The organism is Celeribacter sp., from assembly GCF_048261515.1.
Lineage (GTDB): Bacteria > Pseudomonadota > Alphaproteobacteria > Rhodobacterales > Rhodobacteraceae > Celeribacter.
On sequence record NZ_JBLXFZ010000003.1, the window covers coordinates 88480 to 105402 of the forward strand.

14 protein-coding genes and 1 tRNA gene are annotated in these 16923 nt (G+C 59.9%); 6 read left to right on the plus strand and 9 right to left on the minus strand.

Translation table 11 applies throughout. The annotated features are described in order from the left end of the window. Nucleotides 1-67: 67 nt before the first annotated feature. From ACN0SC_RS07460 to fabI, 4 genes are all read right to left on the minus strand, one after another. Complete coding sequence (locus tag ACN0SC_RS07460) at nt 68-1264, minus strand: aminotransferase (protein WP_417249038.1); 1197 nt, start codon at nt 1262-1264, stop codon at nt 68-70. Nucleotides 1265-1434: 170 nt separating this feature from the next. Continuing rightward, nucleotides 1435-1938: a xanthine phosphoribosyltransferase gene (gene gpt / locus ACN0SC_RS07465; protein WP_417249039.1), complete on the minus strand. Its 504-nt coding sequence runs from the start codon at nt 1936-1938 to the stop codon at nt 1435-1437. A gap of 12 nt (nt 1939-1950) precedes the next feature. Next, complete coding sequence (locus ACN0SC_RS07470; protein ID WP_417249040.1) at nt 1951-2568, minus strand: LysE family translocator; 618 nt, start codon at nt 2566-2568, stop codon at nt 1951-1953. An 8-nt stretch (nt 2569-2576) separates the two neighbouring features. Beyond that, nucleotides 2577-3380, minus strand: a complete 804-nt coding sequence (fabI, locus tag ACN0SC_RS07475; protein ID WP_417249041.1) for an enoyl-ACP reductase FabI — start codon at nt 3378-3380, stop codon at nt 2577-2579. Between the two features lie 206 nt (nt 3381-3586). On the opposite strand from fabI, the gene pdxH reads away from it, so the two are divergent. From pdxH to ACN0SC_RS07500, 5 genes are all read left to right on the plus strand, one after another. Then, on the plus strand, nt 3587-4204 hold the full coding sequence (gene pdxH / locus ACN0SC_RS07480; protein ID WP_417249042.1) for a pyridoxamine 5'-phosphate oxidase: 618 nt from the start codon (nt 3587-3589) through the stop codon (nt 4202-4204). Nucleotides 4205-4357: 153 nt separating this feature from the next. Further along, nucleotides 4358-4921, plus strand: coding sequence for a cold-shock protein (locus tag ACN0SC_RS07485; RefSeq protein ID WP_417249043.1), 564 nt, complete (start codon nt 4358-4360; stop codon nt 4919-4921). A 76-nt stretch (nt 4922-4997) separates the two neighbouring features. Further along, on the plus strand, nt 4998-5435 hold the full coding sequence (locus ACN0SC_RS07490; RefSeq protein WP_417249044.1) for a DUF192 domain-containing protein: 438 nt from the start codon (nt 4998-5000) through the stop codon (nt 5433-5435). A 54-nt stretch (nt 5436-5489) separates the two neighbouring features. Then, a tRNA-Pro gene (locus ACN0SC_RS07495) sits at nt 5490-5566 on the plus strand. A gap of 906 nt (nt 5567-6472) precedes the next feature. Continuing rightward, on the plus strand, nt 6473-10147 hold the full coding sequence (locus ACN0SC_RS07500) for a vitamin B12-dependent ribonucleotide reductase (RefSeq protein WP_417249045.1): 3675 nt from the start codon (nt 6473-6475) through the stop codon (nt 10145-10147). Between the two features lie 297 nt (nt 10148-10444). On the opposite strand, the gene ACN0SC_RS07505 is transcribed toward ACN0SC_RS07500, so the two are convergent. Then, a complete protein-coding gene (locus ACN0SC_RS07505) occupies nt 10445-11254 on the minus strand; it encodes a hypothetical protein (RefSeq protein ID WP_417249046.1) in 810 nt (269 codons plus the stop codon). Between the two features lie 211 nt (nt 11255-11465). On the opposite strand from ACN0SC_RS07505, the gene ACN0SC_RS07510 reads away from it, so the two are divergent. Beyond that, a complete protein-coding gene (locus ACN0SC_RS07510; protein ID WP_417249047.1) occupies nt 11466-11849 on the plus strand; it encodes a hypothetical protein in 384 nt (127 codons plus the stop codon). A gap of 95 nt (nt 11850-11944) precedes the next feature. On the opposite strand, the gene ilvN is transcribed toward ACN0SC_RS07510, so the two are convergent. The 4 genes from ilvN to ACN0SC_RS07530 form a co-directional block, all read right to left on the minus strand. Then, a complete protein-coding gene (ilvN, locus tag ACN0SC_RS07515) occupies nt 11945-12514 on the minus strand; it encodes an acetolactate synthase small subunit (protein ID WP_417249048.1) in 570 nt (189 codons plus the stop codon). Nucleotides 12515-12528: 14 nt separating this feature from the next. Next, entirely contained in the window at nt 12529-14277 is a 1749-nt protein-coding gene (locus ACN0SC_RS07520; RefSeq protein WP_417249049.1) for an acetolactate synthase 3 large subunit, read from the minus strand. A gap of 385 nt (nt 14278-14662) precedes the next feature. Next, nucleotides 14663-15310: a response regulator transcription factor gene (locus tag ACN0SC_RS07525; protein WP_417249050.1), complete on the minus strand. Its 648-nt coding sequence runs from the start codon at nt 15308-15310 to the stop codon at nt 14663-14665. Next, the gene (locus ACN0SC_RS07530; RefSeq protein WP_417249051.1) at nt 15307-16755 is read right to left on the minus strand and encodes a cache domain-containing protein; all 1449 of its coding nucleotides are present in this window, start codon (nt 16753-16755) and stop codon (nt 15307-15309) included. The genes ACN0SC_RS07525 and ACN0SC_RS07530 overlap by 4 nt, the downstream gene beginning before the upstream one ends. Nucleotides 16756-16923 lie beyond the last annotated feature (168 nt).

Here is a 16923-nt window from a genome sequence, read left to right on the forward strand (position 1 = left end):
TTGACTGGGCGTGGACACGGTTTTCGCCCAAGGGGCGATGCAGGGCAGGTCAACTGCGCGGTGAGGCTTAGCCTTCGAAGGCTGCAAGCCGCGAGATCAGCGTGTTCAGACCGTCACAATCGAGATTTGCGAAAGCGATGCGCAGGTCGCGATCCCCGCGCTTATCGCCCTCGGGGACGAAGAAAGACGCGGGCAGGAGCAGCACGCCAGCCTTCTCCACCAGTTCGCGGGCAATCTCGGATGACGGGCGCGCGAAGGGATGGGAGACATAGGCGAAGAAACCGCCTGTGCTGTGCAGTTTCCAGCCCTTCGCGGCCAGAGGCGCGAACCCGTCTTCGAGGGCGCGGCGACGTGCGAGGATTTCAGCGCGTTCTTCGGCGAGCCATGCGTCCAGTGTCTCGATTCCTTGCAGGGCGGCGTGTTGGCCGATCTGCGCGGGGCAGATCGTCACCGTGTCGAGATATTTCTCCACCTGTGCGAGGCGGGCGGGGGAGGCCGTCAGCGCGCCGACGCGATGGCCTGTGAGGCGGTAGGCTTTGGAGAAGGAGTAGATCTGCACGAATGTGTCGCGCCAGTCGGGCTGGCGGAAGAGGATGTGCTGTGCGCCATCACGTGCATCAAAATCGCGATAGGTTTCATCCACGACAAGCGTGATCCCCGCCTCGCGGGCCAGTGCGTAGAATTTGGTGAGCAGTTCCGAGGGGTATTCGATGCCTGCGGGGTTGTTGGGCGTGACCAGAACAATGGCACGGGTGCGCGGTCCGATCAGACGAGCAGCGTCCTCAATATCGGGCAGCATGTCCGCGCCCACGGGTAGGGGCATCGCGCGCACGCCTTGCATATCGCACCACATTTTATGATTGAAATACCACGGGGTTGGGAGAATGACTTCGTCCCCCGCGGCGGCGATTGTGGACATCACGGCGGTGAAAGCCTCGTTGGCGCCCGATGTGATTGCGACATCGTCTTGCTCAATCGTGCCGCCATAGATCGCGGACCATCGCGCCGCCACGGCGGAGCGCAGCGCAGGCAGGCCAAGCACGGGGCCGTAAAGGTGGGCTGCGTCGTCCTCAAGTGCAAACCGCGCCATCTCTTTTCGCAAGGCAAGTGGCGGCGGGGCCATCGGAGCGGCTTGGGAGACATTGAGTAACGGCATTTCGGCGGAAAACTCACGCCCCTCCAACCAGCTTTGCGCCTCCACGATGGGGGAGCGGGTGGTGCGGGCCATGGGGGCGGCAATGGGAAGGGAAATGTCGTTACTCATATGGGGTCTCCTTTGCGGCCCAAGATACCGCGCAGGAGGGGAGGTTCAACGCGAAAGACCACAAGCTCAATCAATGAGTTGTGACGACATGAGAAAAGCCGCAGCAGATGCCGCGGCTTTGATCTTTTCGAAAGTGTGCAGGCGGCTTCGCTGTGCTGCGCCGTGAGGTTTCAGTCCTTGCCGCGATAGGGCTGCACATATTGCAGCGCCATATCCCATGGGAAGAAAATCCACGTGTCTTGGCTCACTTCCGTGATGAAGGTGTCCACCTGCGCGCGGCCTTGGGGCTTGGCATAGACGGTGGCGAAATGGGCGTTCGGGTAAAGCTCGCGCACCAGTTCCAGCGTCTTGCCACTGTCCACGAGGTCGTCGATCACGAGGATGCCCGTGCCGTCGCCCATCATCTCGGCGTCGGGCGATTTGAGCACCATGGCTTCCGACTGGTCCTGATGATCGTAAGATTTGACGGAGATCGTATCGACGGTGCGGATGTCCAGCTCGCGTGCGGCGATCATGGCAGGGGCCATGCCGCCACGGGTGATCGCCACGACCGCGCGCCATGCGCCGTCATCGGGCCCCTTGCCGTCGAGCCGCCACGCCAGCGCGCGGCTGTCTCGGTGGATCTGGTCCCAAGAGACGTGGAAGCCTTTTTCGTGGGGCAAGCGGTCGGTCATGGCTACTGTTCCTTAGCTGAGGACAAGTTTTGCAGAAAGCGCGGCGAGCAAAGCGCCAAATACGCGATCAAAAATGGTTTTGAGGCTCATATAGGCACGTCGCGTGCGTTCGAGCGAGAAGATTCGTGACACAACAATGCTCCACCCGCAGTCGTTCACAAAGACGATGGCCAGCACAGCAACATAGGCCCATGCGGGGGCATCGGCGGGCATGAAGGTCAGGAAAACCGTGCCGAAAAACAGCGCGGGTTTGGGGTTGGCCAGTTGCGTGACCAGACCAAGGCGCATCAGGCCCAAGGGGGAGAGGTTCTCTTTGCCCTCGGGCATTTCCGTCACCATGGGTTCAGGTGCGTGTTTCCAGATTTTATATGCGATATAAAGGAGATAACCCGCGCCGATGATCTTGAATACGATGAGGACACGGGGGGCGATCTGGAAAAGGAAGGCGAGGCCGAAAAGGGCGGCCACTGCCCAAATCACTGCGCCCGTTCCCAAGCCGATGGAGAGATAGATGGCGCGCGTCAGCCCCTCCCGCAGGGCTGTGCGCGCCGCCATCAGCACGGCAGGGCCAGGCGACATGGCGGCGGCAAGATGCACGAAGTAAATGGCAACCAGAGCAGCGAGCGTCATGCGCGTCTTTACCCCTTGGTCATATCGGGGGCGTCGATCGCCTTCATGCCGACGACGTGGTAGCCGCTGTCGACGTGATGGGTTTCGCCCGTGACACCCGAAGAGAGATCGGAGAGCAGATAGAGCGCGGATTTGCCCACATCGTCGATGGTCACGGTGCGGCGTAGCGGCGCGTTATACTCGTTCCATTTCAGGATATAACGGAAGTCGCCGATGCCAGAGGCGGCAAGCGTCTTGATCGGGCCCGCGGAAATGGCGTTACAGCGGATGCCGTCCTTGCCCACGTCCTCGGCGATGTAGCGCACGGAGGCTTCAAGCGCGGCCTTGCACAGGCCTTGAACGTGGTAGTTCGGCATGACCTTTTCGGAGCCATAATAGGTGAGCGTGAGAAGCGATCCACCGTCGGGCATCATCTTCACCGCGCGTTGGCAAGCAGCGGTGAACGAGTAGACGGAGATATCCATCGACATTTTGAAGTTGGCCCGCGAGGTGTCGACATAGCGACCGCGAAGCTCGGATTTGTCGGAGAAGCCAATGGCGTGGACAACGAAGTCCAACTTGCCCCAGCGTTTCTCGATTTCCGCGAAAAGCGCATCCATGCTCTCTTCGGAGGAGACATCGCATTCGACCATGAAGTCGGAGCCGACTTGCGCGGCCAGAGGCTCCACGCGCTTTTTGAGCTGTTCGCCCTGGTAGGAGAAACACATCTCCGCACCGTTCTCGGCCAGCGCCTTGGCAATGCCCCATGCAATGGATTTGTCATTGGCCAGGCCCATAATGAGGCCGCGCTTGCCTTCCATAAGGTTCGTCATGGTCGGTCCTTCCACCCTTGGTCTTTTTCGGTTTCCAAGGCTTATGCGTTTTGCGCAGCACTCGCAAGCGCGAGCGCGCGAAGGGACGCTTGAGACGTACTTGGGCGCAGGCAGGGATTGAAGCGGGGAAGCGGCGCAGGTAGTCAGGGACAAGTCCTGCGCGGATGGAATGGTCCGCCGCGCAAAGATCGACGGAGTGCGCGGGCATGGACAATTCACAGACCAAACGCAAAGGCATTTTCGCAGGCGACGATCCGTTCGAGATCGCGCGCGCATGGCTGACGGAGGCCGAGGCGCATGAGCCGAGCGATCCCAATGCCATCGCGCTTTCGACGGTGGATGCGGCAGGTATGCCCAATGTGCGCATGGTGTTGCTCAAAGAGATCGCCGAGGACGCCTTTGTTTTCTACACAAATTACGAAAGTGCGAAGGGTGTTGAGATCGAGGCCAGTGGTAAGGCGGCCTTCGTTATGCATTGGAAGAGCCTTGAGCGGCAGATCCGCGTGCGTGGCCATGTCACACGCGAGACGGCGGAAAAGTCGGATGCCTATTACAAGAGCCGCGCGCTCGGATCGCGCATCGGTGCATGGGCTTCGGATCAATCTCGCCCTCTTGCGTCGAAAGCCGCGTTGATGGAGCGGGTAGCGAAAGAGGGGCTGCGTCACGGTCCCAATCCCGCGCGCCCGCCATTCTGGGGCGGCTATCGGATTGAGCCTGTCGAAATCGAATTTTGGGCGGCGGGTGATTTCCGACTCCACGACCGTTACCGTTGGACTCGTGCCTATCTTTCAGACGAATGGACTATTTCGCGCTTGAATCCATAGCGTTTCGCTACAACTAACGTACTACCCTGTCCAAAAAGGCAGGGTTTGGCGTCTTGCATAGAGCGCTAAACTCACTCACTCATTAGGTCGGGATGAGTAGGGCATTTAGCCCTGTAACAAGGAACGGGGCGTTTAAAGCCCTGTAGAACGCATATGACAGAAGAAAGTTTTCGGACCGTTTCGGGTTTTGTGAAATGGTTCGACCCTGTGAGGGGATTTGGGTTTGTCGTTGAAGACGAAGGTGGGCCCGATATTCTGCTCCACGCCAATGTTTTACGTAATTTCGGTCAAAGCTCCGTGGCCGACAACGCGCGCGTGCGGCTAACAGTTCAGAAAACGGATCGCGGCACACAAGCCTCCGAAGTGTTGGAGATTGCGCCGCCAGAGACCTCCGACGGTCCTCCATTGGAAGATCTCGGCGCGATCGAAGGTGGCACGGAAGATTTGCCTTTGGTGCCTGCCCGCGTGAAATGGTTCGATAAGGCCAAAGGGTTCGGATTTGCCAATATATTCGGACGCCCCGAAGATGTGTTTGTTCACATCGAGGTCTTGCGTCGCTCTGGTCTGGCTGATCTGATGCCTGGCGAGGCGGTAGGCCTGCGTGTGATCGATGGCCGTCGGGGCCTGATGGCCGCGCAGGTGACTGCATGGGATGTGGCGGTGCGCGAAGATGGCAATGCTTTTGAAACTGACCCCATGGGCGACGACGACCAATAGGGCGCACGCACGATGGATAGCGAGAGCTGCGCGTGGCGCGGCTCTCTCAGTTTGTCTCACCGTTGGTGGTGTGGGGATGGCCTTGGCGCAAGAGGTCGTGGCCTGCGCACCCGACGAGGTGCTGATCCGTGGTGACTTCGGCGAGATGCGCTTTGACATCTCCGTGGCCGATGACGCCTTGGAGCGCGGCGAGGGGCTGATGCATGTACCAGTCATGCCGCGAACGGAAGGGATGCTCTTTGTCTACGAGCGGCCGCAACAGGTGGCCTTCTGGATGAAAAACACCCTGATCCCGCTCGACATGATCTTTGTCGACGGGCGCGGAGTGGTCTTGCAAATCCATGAAAACGCCGTGCCAGGTGATCTGACCCCGATCCCGTCGCATTCGGACGAAGTGGTGGCGGTTCTCGAGATCAATGGCGGCATGAGTTCGATGCTCGGCCTCGAAATTGGCGACCGGCTGGCGCACCCTGCCTTTGGTGCAGAGGCCGCCTTACCCTGCGCAGCTGAATAAGGTGCAAAATCCCTCTTTTCTTTAGCGGCGCACCATTATAGGAGAGGGGCAGGTCGGGGCGTGGCGCAGTCTGGTAGCGCACCTGTTTTGGGTACAGGGGGTCGTGAGTTCGAATCTCGCCGCCCCGACCAATTTCCACACATCGTCAGAAAAACTTGGTGAACTGCCGCACAGCCGAGGCGTCTGTCGTGGCGCGGCACATCTATATGTCGTGCGCGTGACAGCGGAGCTTGTGGCGAAATTGATTCGACTACGCCCGTTGAACGGGGCGAGGGTGCCAAATGGGCAAAAGGGTGCCGCACGGGCGCGCGGCGGACCTGCTTTCTGCGGGTTTTATTGGGGTTTAGCGCAGTGTGTGACCGCTTTGCCCGCCTTTTGACCACTAGATGTAGTGCTAGGCTGCTCCTGCGTCACACGGGCCATGCGTGTGCCTGATGCAACATTTTTTGGCACAGCAAGTTGTCCACAGGCCCTCAGGTAGTGCGTGAAACGCGCGCGCGAAAGTGGCGGAAAACAAAGAAGATTTCGAATGGTGTTAACCCTTTCGAATCGCGCCTGCCTGTGGGCAGTTTTGGTCAACATAAAAGGTTCAAAAATTCTAAAAAATGTCCGTTGACCACGAGGGCAATCACGCTGCACATTGTGTGGGCCGAATGGTTGGCTACTACATTTAGTGTCAGTCGCGGCGAGGGACAGGGGCCAGACACTCCTGTTCCGATCAGCGCCATAATCCGTGGCCTAAGGGGCGATAACAGCCCCGCGACGATGCTCCGCACGGGGCTGGGGCGCAGGTCGAAGCGGGTCAAAAACAAAAGCGCGCGGTCGGAATAGGCATTTTGGAACGACCTTGAGAACATGGACACGGTTGCGGCCCTCTGGAGGGGCGCGGGCAGTTTTGCCCTGTTGTCCTGTATGCCCCTCGCATCCGCGACCGCCGCGATGACACAAGATGTAGCGTCAGCTCCCGAAATGGGCCGTGAGGTGTCCGAGGGTCGGTGAACGGGTCGCAAGTTATTTAGAGAGACGGGGCAAGAGACATGAAAATCGAACGTCAGTTCACAAAGGCAGGCAAAGACGCATACGCCGAGATCAACTTCACCATCACATCGTCGGAGATTCGCAATCCCGATGGCACCGTGGTGTTCAAGCTCGACGAGTGCGAGGTGCCCACGAAGTGGAGTCAGGTTGCCTCCGACGTGATCGCGCAGAAGTATTTCCGCAAGGCTGGCGTTCCTGCTGCGCTAAAAAAGGTCAAGGAGAAGGGCGTGCCCTCCTTCCTGTGGCGCTCCGTTCCCGACGAAAAGAAACTGGCCGATTTGCCCGAGGCCGAGCGTTTCGGCGGTGAGACCTCCGCCAAGCAGGTTTTCGACCGTCTCGCAGGCGCATGGTGCTACTGGGGCTGGAAGGGCGGCTATTTCACCTCCGAGGAGGACGCCCGCGCCTATTACGACGAAATGCGCTTCATGCTGGCCGCACAGATGGGCGCGCCCAACTCGCCGCAGTGGTTCAACACGGGTCTGCACTGGGCCTATGGCATCGACGGTCCGGGGCAGGGGCACTACTACGTTGACCACGAAACCAAAGAGCTGACCCGTTCGACCTCCGCCTACGAGCATCCGCAGCCCCACGCCTGCTTCATTCAGTCTGTCGCCGATGATCTGGTCTCCGACGGCGGGATCATGGACCTGTGGGTGCGTGAGGCGCGTCTGTTCAAATATGGTTCGGGCACGGGCACCAACTTCTCCTCCCTGCGCGGGGCGAACGAGCCTCTGTCGGGCGGTGGTAAATCTTCGGGCCTGATGGGTTTCCTCAAGATTGGCGACCGCGCCGCTGGGGCGATCAAGTCGGGCGGCACCACGCGCCGCGCGGCGAAGATGGTGATCTGCGACATGGATCACCCCGACATCGAGGAATTCGTGAACTGGAAGGTGATCGAAGAGCAGAAAGTGGCCTCTATCGTCGCTGGCTCCAAGATGCACGAGCGCCAGCTCAACGAGATTTTCACTGCGATCCGCGAGTGGGACGGGGCCGAGGCGGATGCCTTCGATCCTTCCAAGAACCCCGCGCTGAAGGCCGCGATCAAATCGGCCAAACAGGTTGCGATCCCCGAGACCTACGTCAAGCGCGTGCTCGATTACGCCAAGCAGGGCTATGGCTCGATCGAATTCCCGACCTATGACACCGATTGGGACAGCGAGGCCTATGCTTCCGTTTCGGGTCAGAACTCGAACAACTCCGTGCGGGTGACGGATGCCTTCCTCAAGGCGGTCAAGGATGACGCCGACTGGGAACTGATCCGCCGCACCGATGGCAAAGTCGCCAAGACCGTCAAGGCGCGCGATCTGTGGCAGGACGTTGGCCACGCCGCATGGGCCTGCGCCGATCCGGGCATCCAGTTCCACGACACCGTCAACGCATGGCACACATGCCCTGAAGATGGCGCGATCCGTGGCTCCAACCCCTGTTCGGAATATATGTTCCTCGATGACACGGCCTGTAACCTCGCGTCGATGAACTTGCTGACTTTCCTGCGTGACGGCGTGTTTGACGCGGATCGCTACATGCACGCAACGCGCCTTTGGACGCTGACGCTCGAAATCTCCGTGATGATGGCGCAGTTCCCCTCCAAAGAGATCGCTCAACTCTCCTACGACTTCCGCACGCTGGGTCTTGGTTATGCCAACATCGGCGGTCTGCTGATGAATATGGGATTTGGCTACGACAGCGACGAAGGCCGCGCGATGACGGGCGCGCTGACTGCGATCATGACGGGTGTGTCCTATGCGACCTCCGCCGAGATTGCGGGCGAATTGGGAGCCTTCGACAAGTTCGACAAGAACCGCGACCACATGCTCCGCGTCATCCGTAATCACCGCAACGCGGCCTATGGCAAGACCACTGGCTACGAGGGTCTCAACATCAAGCCCGTGGCACTCGATCACGCCAATTGCCCCGATGCGCGTCTGGTAGAGCTGTCCAAAGCGGCATGGGATGACGCGCTGGAGCTTGGCGAGAAGCACGGCTATCGCAACGCGCAGGTTTCCGTGATCGCGCCGACAGGCACCATCGGCCTCGTGATGGACTGTGACACCACTGGGATCGAGCCCGACTTCGCGCTGGTGAAGTTCAAGAAACTCGCAGGCGGCGGCTACTTCAAGATCATCAACCGCTCGGTGCCCGCAGCCCTCGAAAAGCTCGGCTATTCCAGCTCGCAGATCGAGGAGATTGTCTCCTACGCGGTCGGTCACGGCACCATCGGCAATGCGCCGGGTATCAACCACACGGCTCTGATCGGCCACGGTTTCGGGACCGCACAGATCGAGAAGATCGAAGCGGCGCTGCCCTCGGCCTTCGACATCCGCTTCGTCTTCAACCAGTGGACACTGGGTGAGGAGTTCTGCACGGGCACGCTTGGTATCCCTGCTGAGAAGCTCAACGATCCGAGCTTCGACCTTCTGCGGTCTCTGGGTTTCACCAAGCAGGACATCGAAGCGGCCAATGACCACGTATGCGGGACCATGACGCTGGAAGGCGCGCCGCACCTCAAGGAAGAGCACTATTCGATCTTCGACTGTGCGAACCCCTGCGGGAAGAAGGGCAAACGCTACCTCGGTGTGGACAGCCACATCACCATGATGGCCGCCGCGCAGAGCTTCATCTCGGGCGCGATCTCCAAGACGATCAACATGCCCAATGATGCGACCATCGAGGACTGCCTGAGCGCCTATGAGCTGAGCTGGTCGCTCGGCATCAAGGCCAACGCGCTCTACCGTGACGGCTCCAAACTGTCGCAACCGCTTGCGACTGCACTGATCGAGGACGACGAAGAGGCCGAAGAAGTGCTCGCCTCTGGTTCCCCCGACGAGAAAGCCAAGGTGCTCGCCGAGAAGATCGTCGAGAAGGTAATCGTCAAGGAAGTCGCGCGTGGCCGTGAGAAGCTCCCCGAGCGTCGCAAAGGCTACACGCAGAAGGCTGTGGTCGGTGGACATAAGGTCTATCTGCGGACGGGCGAATATGCGGACGGCAACCTCGGTGAGATCTTCATTGACATGCACAAGGAAGGCGCGGGCTTCCGTGCGATGATGAACAACTTCGCCATCGCTGTCTCCGTGGGCCTGCAATATGGCGTGCCGCTTGAGGAGTTCGTTGACGCTTTCACCTTCACCAAGTTCGAACCTGCGGGCATGGTGCAAGGCAACGACAGCATCAAGAACGCCACCTCGATCCTCGACTATATCTTCCGCGAATTGGCCGTCTCCTACCTCGACCGCACCGATCTCGCCCATGTCAAACCGCAAGGCGCGTCTTTTGACGATCTGGGCCGTGGCGAGGAAGAGGGAAAGTCCAACGTGACCGAGCCGACCGAGGCGGCCTCCGTCAAATCGCTCGAAGTGCTCAAGCAGATTTCCTCTACGGGCTACCTGCGCAAGCGGATGCCGCAGGAGTTGATGGTGCTTCAGGGCGGCGCAACAGTGGCGCTGCACGGCGGAGCAGATGCGCAAGCCATGCAGGCGCTGGCACCCGAAGTGCAGACCGCACCCGCCGCCGAGACCTCAGTCGGCACAGGCGCCGTGTCGATGGATGCGCGCACCAAAGCAAAGATGCAGGGCTACGAAGGCGAGGCCTGTGGCGAATGCGGAAACTACACGCTGGTGCGCAACGGCACCTGCATGAAGTGCAACACCTGCGGCGCGACTTCGGGCTGCTCGTGATTTGAGATTGGCGGCGCGCGGAGGATCGTTACACGCGCGCCACCACAAAAGATCTGTCCCGCCGACCTCACTTGGCGGGATGGGGTGGGGGGCCTCTCAATCGACCCGAGAGGCTCCGTTAGGGTTCGAATAGAACACCTTTCTGGAGTGGGTGCGCTCACTCCCGACGTGGATCAGGCCGCAGGCAATAAACCACTGGGCGGTATCAATCACGAGCCTGATCAGCGAAACTGGGCCCCTTCGGGGGCCCTTCTTCTTTTGGTGGGGCGGGGTCGTGTGTGGGGCACGGCGCGGGGATTAAACGTGCGGCTGCCAGTTCTCGAAAAATTCGCGTTGCAGCGGATCAAGATGTTTGACTTCGCAATGGCCGATACGTTTGCGGTAGTGGCGGTACTCCGCCATGCCTCCGCGCAGGCGCTCAAGGAGTGCGGGGACAATCTGGCGCTGGTCGGGGCGTTGGCTCTGCGTCGCCACCAAGGTGCCAGGGTAGAAGAAGGGCAATCCGCGCAGCCCCGTTTCAAAGAGGCAATAATACATCAGCGGCGAATAGGACGAGCTCGTCACAAGAGAAAACGCGTCCGTGTGGCCGAAGAACATCCCCGTATAGACCCGATCCCGCCAATGGGTTGACTGGCCCGAGTCTCGCGCAAATTCGTAGGAGACCGCGCATTTGAACACCTTCACCCCGTTGTCGAGTGTGTGGATCCGTGCGAGGCGGCGTATGACGCTGGTGTTGTTGCGGGTGTCGCCAATGTAATAGCCGTACAGCCCGTCGGGCAGGCGGTTCCGCCTGTCTTTCCAAATCTTGTTTATGATCGGGGAAATGTCGGCCTTGGACCGCAGGTCGAAGAGTGTGGAGCGTCTGATGTCGGAGAGCGGCTCGTTGATAATTCTCGATGACACAGAGAAACGGTCGCAGATGCGGGTCAGCACATCGGGCGGGGGAAAACTCTCGCCCGCGAGATAGCGATTGAACTGCGTGCGGTTGAGAGAGATGTCACGGCACACGGATGCAACGGAAGGAGCTTCTTTAACAAGCTCGGCAAGATTCCGCGAAAAATGCCGTCGAATTTCGGCGGGCGTCTCGCTGTGGCGCAAAGATGACACGTGTGTGGTCCCCAAATCCCGTGAAAGCAACTCCAGAAACGTTTTAGTTGACACAAATTGTGTCATATGGCCTGCTAAGGTGACACAAAACCATATTATCGCAAACACATTCATAAGCTAGTGCGTTTGTCTTTCGGATCAATTTAGGAGATTGGCTGAACAGTTTTTCCCGACCAAACACGCCTTAGACTGGTATGAAGGAATAAAGAGTATGCTTGGCATCGTCATCTGGACCGACAAAACGGCCTCGTCCTCCTTGATCTACTGTTCTGACGGACGGGATCTCGCTTATGCGGACGGGGGGCTTGGTCTGACCGCGCAGGTCGGCACATTGGTTCAAGTCGATCTCTCGGAACAAGGGAAGGGCTTTCGCAAGTGTACAAGCGTGCGCAATCTCGGTGTCGCTACCGCGCCCGACGTGTTGCATCGCCTCACGGCAAATGGCGGCTCCTATGATGTCAGCGATGATTTCGAGTGGATGGAGCGCGACGCGCCTGCCGATCGCGGGGCGCGTTCCGTAGATGTGGCCAATTCCGCCCCTCTAGCGTCTCGACCGCGTGCCGTAGAATGCATTAGGGCAGGCGACGACATCTGATCCGTGTGATCCTCACATCGCGCTCAGGCTTTATAGAAAAACCGCCCGCATCAGAAAATGCGGGCGGTTTTCGTATCTGGAGCTAGGAGCGGTTCCTAGGCGTTCTGACCGCCACGGGCCAGAGCCGCAACGCCGGTGCGGGCGGTTTCGATCAATCCCAAAGGACGCATAAGGTCGGCGAAAGCGTCGATTTTCTCCGAAGTGCCCGTCATCTCGAACACGAAGCTCTCAAGCGTGCTGTCGACCACATTGGCGCGGAAAATCTCCGCCAGACGCAGGGCTTCGATGCGGTCGTTGCCCTTACCCGCCACCTTGAACAGCGCCAGTTCGCGCTCGATGGAGGGGCCTTCGACGGTGAGGTCGTGGACCTCGTGGACGGGCACGATGCGACCCACCTGCGCCTTGATCTGTTCGATCACGTCGCGGGTACCCGTGGTCACGATGGTGATGCGGCTGAGGTGGCTGTCGTGGTTGACCTCGGCCACAGTCAGGCTTTCGATGTTGAAACCGCGCCCCGAGAACAACCCGATCACGCGGGCCAGAACCCCCGCCTCGTTGTCGACCAGAACGGCCAGCGTGTGCTTTTCGATCACTTCCGCGTGGTAATCGCGTAGGTCGTAGGCGGAGTGGCTCGACGAGCCTTTTTCGATTTTTAGAGCAGACATCTGTTTCTCTCCCCTTACACCAGAACCGCGCCGTCGGATTTGATCACGCCATCCGTGGCGGCGTCTCCGAGCAGCATTTCATTGTGCGGCTTGCCCGACGGGATCATCGGGAAGCAGTTTTCGTGCTTCTCGACGAGACAATCCATAATCACGGGACCGTCGTGCTTGATCATTTCCATCAGCGCGTCGTCGAGGTCTTTCGGGTCGGAGACCTGAATGCCCTTCGCTCCGAAGGCTTCGGCCAGTTTCACGAAATCGGGCAGGGCCTCGGACCAGCTCGACGAATAGCGCTCTCCGTGCAGAAGCTGTTGCCACTGGCGCACCATGCCGAGACGTTCGTTGTTCAGGATCAGCTGTTTGACGGGCAGGTTGTACTGCATTGCCGTGCCCATTTCCTGCATGTTCATCAGCCAGCTTGCCTCGCCCGCGACATTGACAACAAGGCTGTCGGGGTGCGCCATTTGAACGCCGATAGAGGCAGGGAAGCCGTAACCCATCGTGCCCAAGCCGCCGCTCGTCATCCAGCGATTTGGATCTTCGAAGCCGAGGAACTGTGCGGCCCACATCTGGTGCTGGCCGACCTCGGTGGTGACATAGCGATCCATGCCCTTGGTCAGCGCTTCAAGGCGTTGCAGGGCGTATTGCGGTTTGATGATCGTCTCTGAGGGTGTGTAGTTGAGGCAGCGCACTTCGCGCCACTGGTCAATCTGTTCGGACCATGCGGAGATGTCAGCGGTCTTGCGTCCGCGCGATTTCCAAACCTTCAGAACGTCTTCGAGCACATGCGCCACATCGCCCACAACGGGCACGTCAACGTGGATCACCTTGTTGATCGAGGAGGGGTCGATGTCGACGTGGATCTTGGTCGAGGCAGGCGAGAAATCTTCGATGCGGCCCGTGATACGGTCGTCGAAACGCGCGCCGATGTTGATCATCAGGTCGCAGTCGTGCATCGCCATGTTGGCCTCGTAGAGACCGTGCATCCCCAGCATCCCCAGCCAGTTCTTACCCGAGGCGGGGTAGGCGCCCAGACCCATCAGCGTCGAGGTGATCGGGAAGCCCGTGGCATCGACCAGCTCACGCAGCAACTGGCTGGCGGCAGGGCCGGAGTTGATCACGCCGCCACCCGTGTAGAACACGGGGCGCTCGGCCTTTTCGATCAGCGCAACGATATCGTTGATCTGTTCGATCGAGGCCTTGAGCTTGGGCTTGTAGTGGGTGGGCTTGGCCTTCTGCGGGCCTTGGTAGGTGCCTTCGGCAAACTGCACGTCTTTGGGCAGGTCGACGAGAACGGGGCCGGGACGCCCCGTGCGCGCGACATAGAAGGCCTTGTGCAGCGTTTCGGCCAGATCAGCGGTATCCTTGACCAGCCAGTTGTGCTTGGTGCAGGGGCGGGTGATGCCGACGGTATCGGCCTCCTGAAACCCGTCCGTGCCGATCATGAATGTCGGCACCTGACCCGAGAGAACGACCAGTGGAATACTGTCGAGCAGCGCGTCGGTCAGACCTGTCACCGCGTTGGTCGCGCCCGGACCGGAGGTCACAAGCGCGCAACCGACCTTGCCCGTAGAGCGCGCATAGCCTTCGGCGGCGTGGACCGCAGCCTGCTCGTGGCGCACGAGGATGTGTCGGATGTCGTTTTGCTGAAAAATCGCGTCATAGATGGGTAGCACGGCACCGCCGGGGTAGCCGAATACCGTGTCCACACCCTGATCCTTCAGGGCCTGAACCACCATCTGTGCGCCGGTCATCTGACGTGTCATCTTTTCATCATCCTCTTACGCGTCAATCTGTGTTTCGCTGGGTCCTCCGCGTGACCCGTTTCAGCAATAAAAAAGCCCCCGAATTCGGGGGCGCATGGGAACCGATATGGTCAACCTCGTTAAAGGCCCATGCGCGAAATCCCTACAAGTACGACGATGTTAATCGACATCGGTTGGCTCCTGTTGCTTAGGCGGAATTTAGGATCGGGCGCAGGGGGCGTCAACCGCAAAATTACCAGTTTGGCGAATAAAGTGTCGCAATCCGCCCTGTCTGGCGAAACAAAGTTATCAATACTGACCTGTTTCGCCCCTTCGCGGCGCGTTTGTCGGGGGCTGCACTGTCTTTTGTCTCAATGTGTCTGGGCGTTTGAGTGGGGTGGCCCCTTCAGAACGCGCCTGTGCCTTGCAATACGCCATGTTCAAGCGCGTAGCGGGTGAGACCTGCGGTAGAGGAGATGCCGAGCTTTCGCTTGATGTTCTTGCGGTGCGTCTCGACGGTACGCACGGAGATGTCGAGGCTGGCGGCAACATCCTTGTTCGACTTGCCTTGCGCCAGTTCCAGCAGGATCGTCTGCTCGCGCCCAGTGAGCGGCTCGCGCCCGTCGCGGGTGCGCGGGTTGATCGCGGCCTGCGCGCCTGTGCAAAGGTATCGCTCGTTGCGCAGAACCGTGTCGATGGCGTCTTTCACATCATCGGTCGGCACGTCCTTGAGGACATATCCCATGGCGCCGTGGCTGAGCGCCGCCGAGATATATTCGGGGCTGTCATGCATCGAGAGGATGAGGATGCGGGTTTCGGGGGCGCGTTCGAGAATGATCTCCGTCGCGGTCAGCCCGCCAATTTGCGGCATGTTGAGATCTAGCAGGATCACGTCAGGGGCCAGTTCGTCAATGCGTGCCACCGCTTCTTCGCCGTTACACAGGCAGGCCACCACTTCGATATCGTCGAATGTCTCAAGGAGCGCGCGGATACCTTCGGCGACCATCGGGTGATCATCGACAATCAGGATACGTTTGCGGCTTTGACTGTTCATTCAGCGGCACTCCTTGGTTGGGTGGTATGGGAAATGGTTTCTTGCGAGCGTTCTGGCGCGACAGGGCCTCCGCTTGCGGGTGGAAGGATATGTTTCAGCGGCACGGTTGCGTCAATAACCGTGCCTGGGGCGCCCTGACGGATGGTAAGTGTTCCGTCGAGTTGCTCCATGCGCTCGGCCATGTTGCGCAGGCCCAGCCCGCGGCTTTTGTCGTCCCCGATCCCGCAGCCGTTGTCCATCACCTGCAAAGTCGCCCCTGTGCGGTGGCCCGCCAGCTTCACCGTGACATGAGAGGCATCCGCGTGGCGCTCGATATTGGTGAGCGCCTCCTGTGCGACGCGGTAGAGGGCGATCTTGGCCTCCTCGTCGAGGCGGTTTCTGAACACCACGGTCTCGATCACGGTCTCAATGCCCGTGCGCTTTTGAAATTCTTCGGTGAGATGTTGCAGGGCAGGGCCGAGGCCGAGGTCGTCAAGCAGGCCCGGGCGTAGATCGCGGGAGATGCGGCGCACCTCCTGAATGGTCTGGCCCAGCATGTCGAGGCTTTTGTCCACGCTCTCGGGTGCTTTCGGATCGCCAGACTTCAGGCGGCGACGCGCCAGTTCGAGGGCATAGCGCGCGCCCACGAGCATCTGGCTGATCCCGTCGTGCAATTCGCGCGCCACACGCCCGCGCTCCTCTTCCTGCGTGTCGAAAATCCGCTGGGTCAGTTCCTTGAGCTTGGCGTCAGCGAGGCGGCGCTCGCGGATGGTGATCGTCAAGCCGGACAGAAAGACCAGAAGGATCGCAGCCAGCGCGATGGCGAAGATATAGAGGAAGGTGCGCCGCACCCGTTCCTCCACTTGCGCACGCGAGGCGGCGACCGAGTTGAGCACATCATCAAGGAAGACACCCGTGCCGATGGCCCATTTCCAGTCCTGAAGTCCGATGACATAGGAGATCATCTGCGCCTCTTCGCCCGTCGAGGGCTTGGGCCACAGGTAGCTGTGGTATCCGCCGCCCTCGCGCGCCTTTTCGATCAATGTGTCAACGATGGGCGTGCCTTCGCTGTCGGCCAGTCCCGCCCAGTTGCGGGTGATCAATTCGGTCTGGCGCGGGGCGACGAGGTTGGTGCCGTCATAGTCGTAGACAAAGAAATAGCCCTCCGTGCCATAGGTCATCGCCGCGAGGGTCTGAGTGACGCGGAGCATGGCGGCGGTGTCATCGGGGGGCGCGGGGTTGTAGGTGGCGGAGATAGAGGCGCGGGCGAGTTGCACGTAGTTGCGCAGTTCCGCCTGTTTTGCCTTGACCATCTGGCGTTCCAGATCGGCAATCTCGCGATTGGCCATCGTGCGTGATTGGTGAGCCACAAGTAAGGAGATGGCCGCCACCGCCAAAATCAGCGGCACCGTGGCCAGCGCGAAAAGCTTGCGCGCGTAGGTGATCTGGAAACGAGGCAGGCGCATTGGCGGCTCGCGATCGGTCATATGTTGCTGTCGGCATGCGGTGGCCGACGGGGTTCAGTTGCGCTCATAGCGACTTTTTTTCTCCGAATCGAACAATAATGTGACCCGCGCCATGGCCTGCGGGCCCATGCAGCGGGTGCAACTGCGTGGAATTTGCCGTGAATCGTA

What these genes read in the sequence shown, in the direction of transcription:
- fabI (WP_417249041.1), bottom strand. Translation starts at nt 3,380, where the DNA reads ATGACGAACCTTATGGAAGGCAAGCGCGGCCTCATTATGGGCCTGGCC.
- ACN0SC_RS07525 (WP_417249050.1), bottom strand. Translation starts at nt 15,310, where the DNA reads ATGAACAGTCAAAGCCGCAAACGTATCCTGATTGTCGATGATCACCCG.
- ACN0SC_RS07500 (WP_417249045.1), top strand. Translation starts at nt 6,473, where the DNA reads ATGAAAATCGAACGTCAGTTCACAAAGGCAGGCAAAGACGCATACGCC.
- gpt (WP_417249039.1), bottom strand. Translation starts at nt 1,938, where the DNA reads ATGACCGACCGCTTGCCCCACGAAAAAGGCTTCCACGTCTCTTGGGAC.
- ACN0SC_RS07485 (WP_417249043.1), top strand. Translation starts at nt 4,358, where the DNA reads ATGACAGAAGAAAGTTTTCGGACCGTTTCGGGTTTTGTGAAATGGTTC.
- ilvN (WP_417249048.1), bottom strand. Translation starts at nt 12,514, where the DNA reads ATGTCTGCTCTAAAAATCGAAAAAGGCTCGTCGAGCCACTCCGCCTAC.
- ACN0SC_RS07470 (WP_417249040.1), bottom strand. Translation starts at nt 2,568, where the DNA reads ATGACGCTCGCTGCTCTGGTTGCCATTTACTTCGTGCATCTTGCCGCC.
- ACN0SC_RS07490 (WP_417249044.1), top strand. Translation starts at nt 4,998, where the DNA reads ATGGCCTTGGCGCAAGAGGTCGTGGCCTGCGCACCCGACGAGGTGCTG.
- pdxH (WP_417249042.1), top strand. Translation starts at nt 3,587, where the DNA reads ATGGACAATTCACAGACCAAACGCAAAGGCATTTTCGCAGGCGACGAT.
- ACN0SC_RS07460 (WP_417249038.1), bottom strand. Translation starts at nt 1,264, where the DNA reads ATGAGTAACGACATTTCCCTTCCCATTGCCGCCCCCATGGCCCGCACC.
- ACN0SC_RS07520 (WP_417249049.1), bottom strand. Translation starts at nt 14,277, where the DNA reads ATGACACGTCAGATGACCGGCGCACAGATGGTGGTTCAGGCCCTGAAG.
- ACN0SC_RS07510 (WP_417249047.1), top strand. Translation starts at nt 11,466, where the DNA reads ATGCTTGGCATCGTCATCTGGACCGACAAAACGGCCTCGTCCTCCTTG.
- ACN0SC_RS07530 (WP_417249051.1), bottom strand. Translation starts at nt 16,755, where the DNA reads ATGCGCCTGCCTCGTTTCCAGATCACCTACGCGCGCAAGCTTTTCGCG.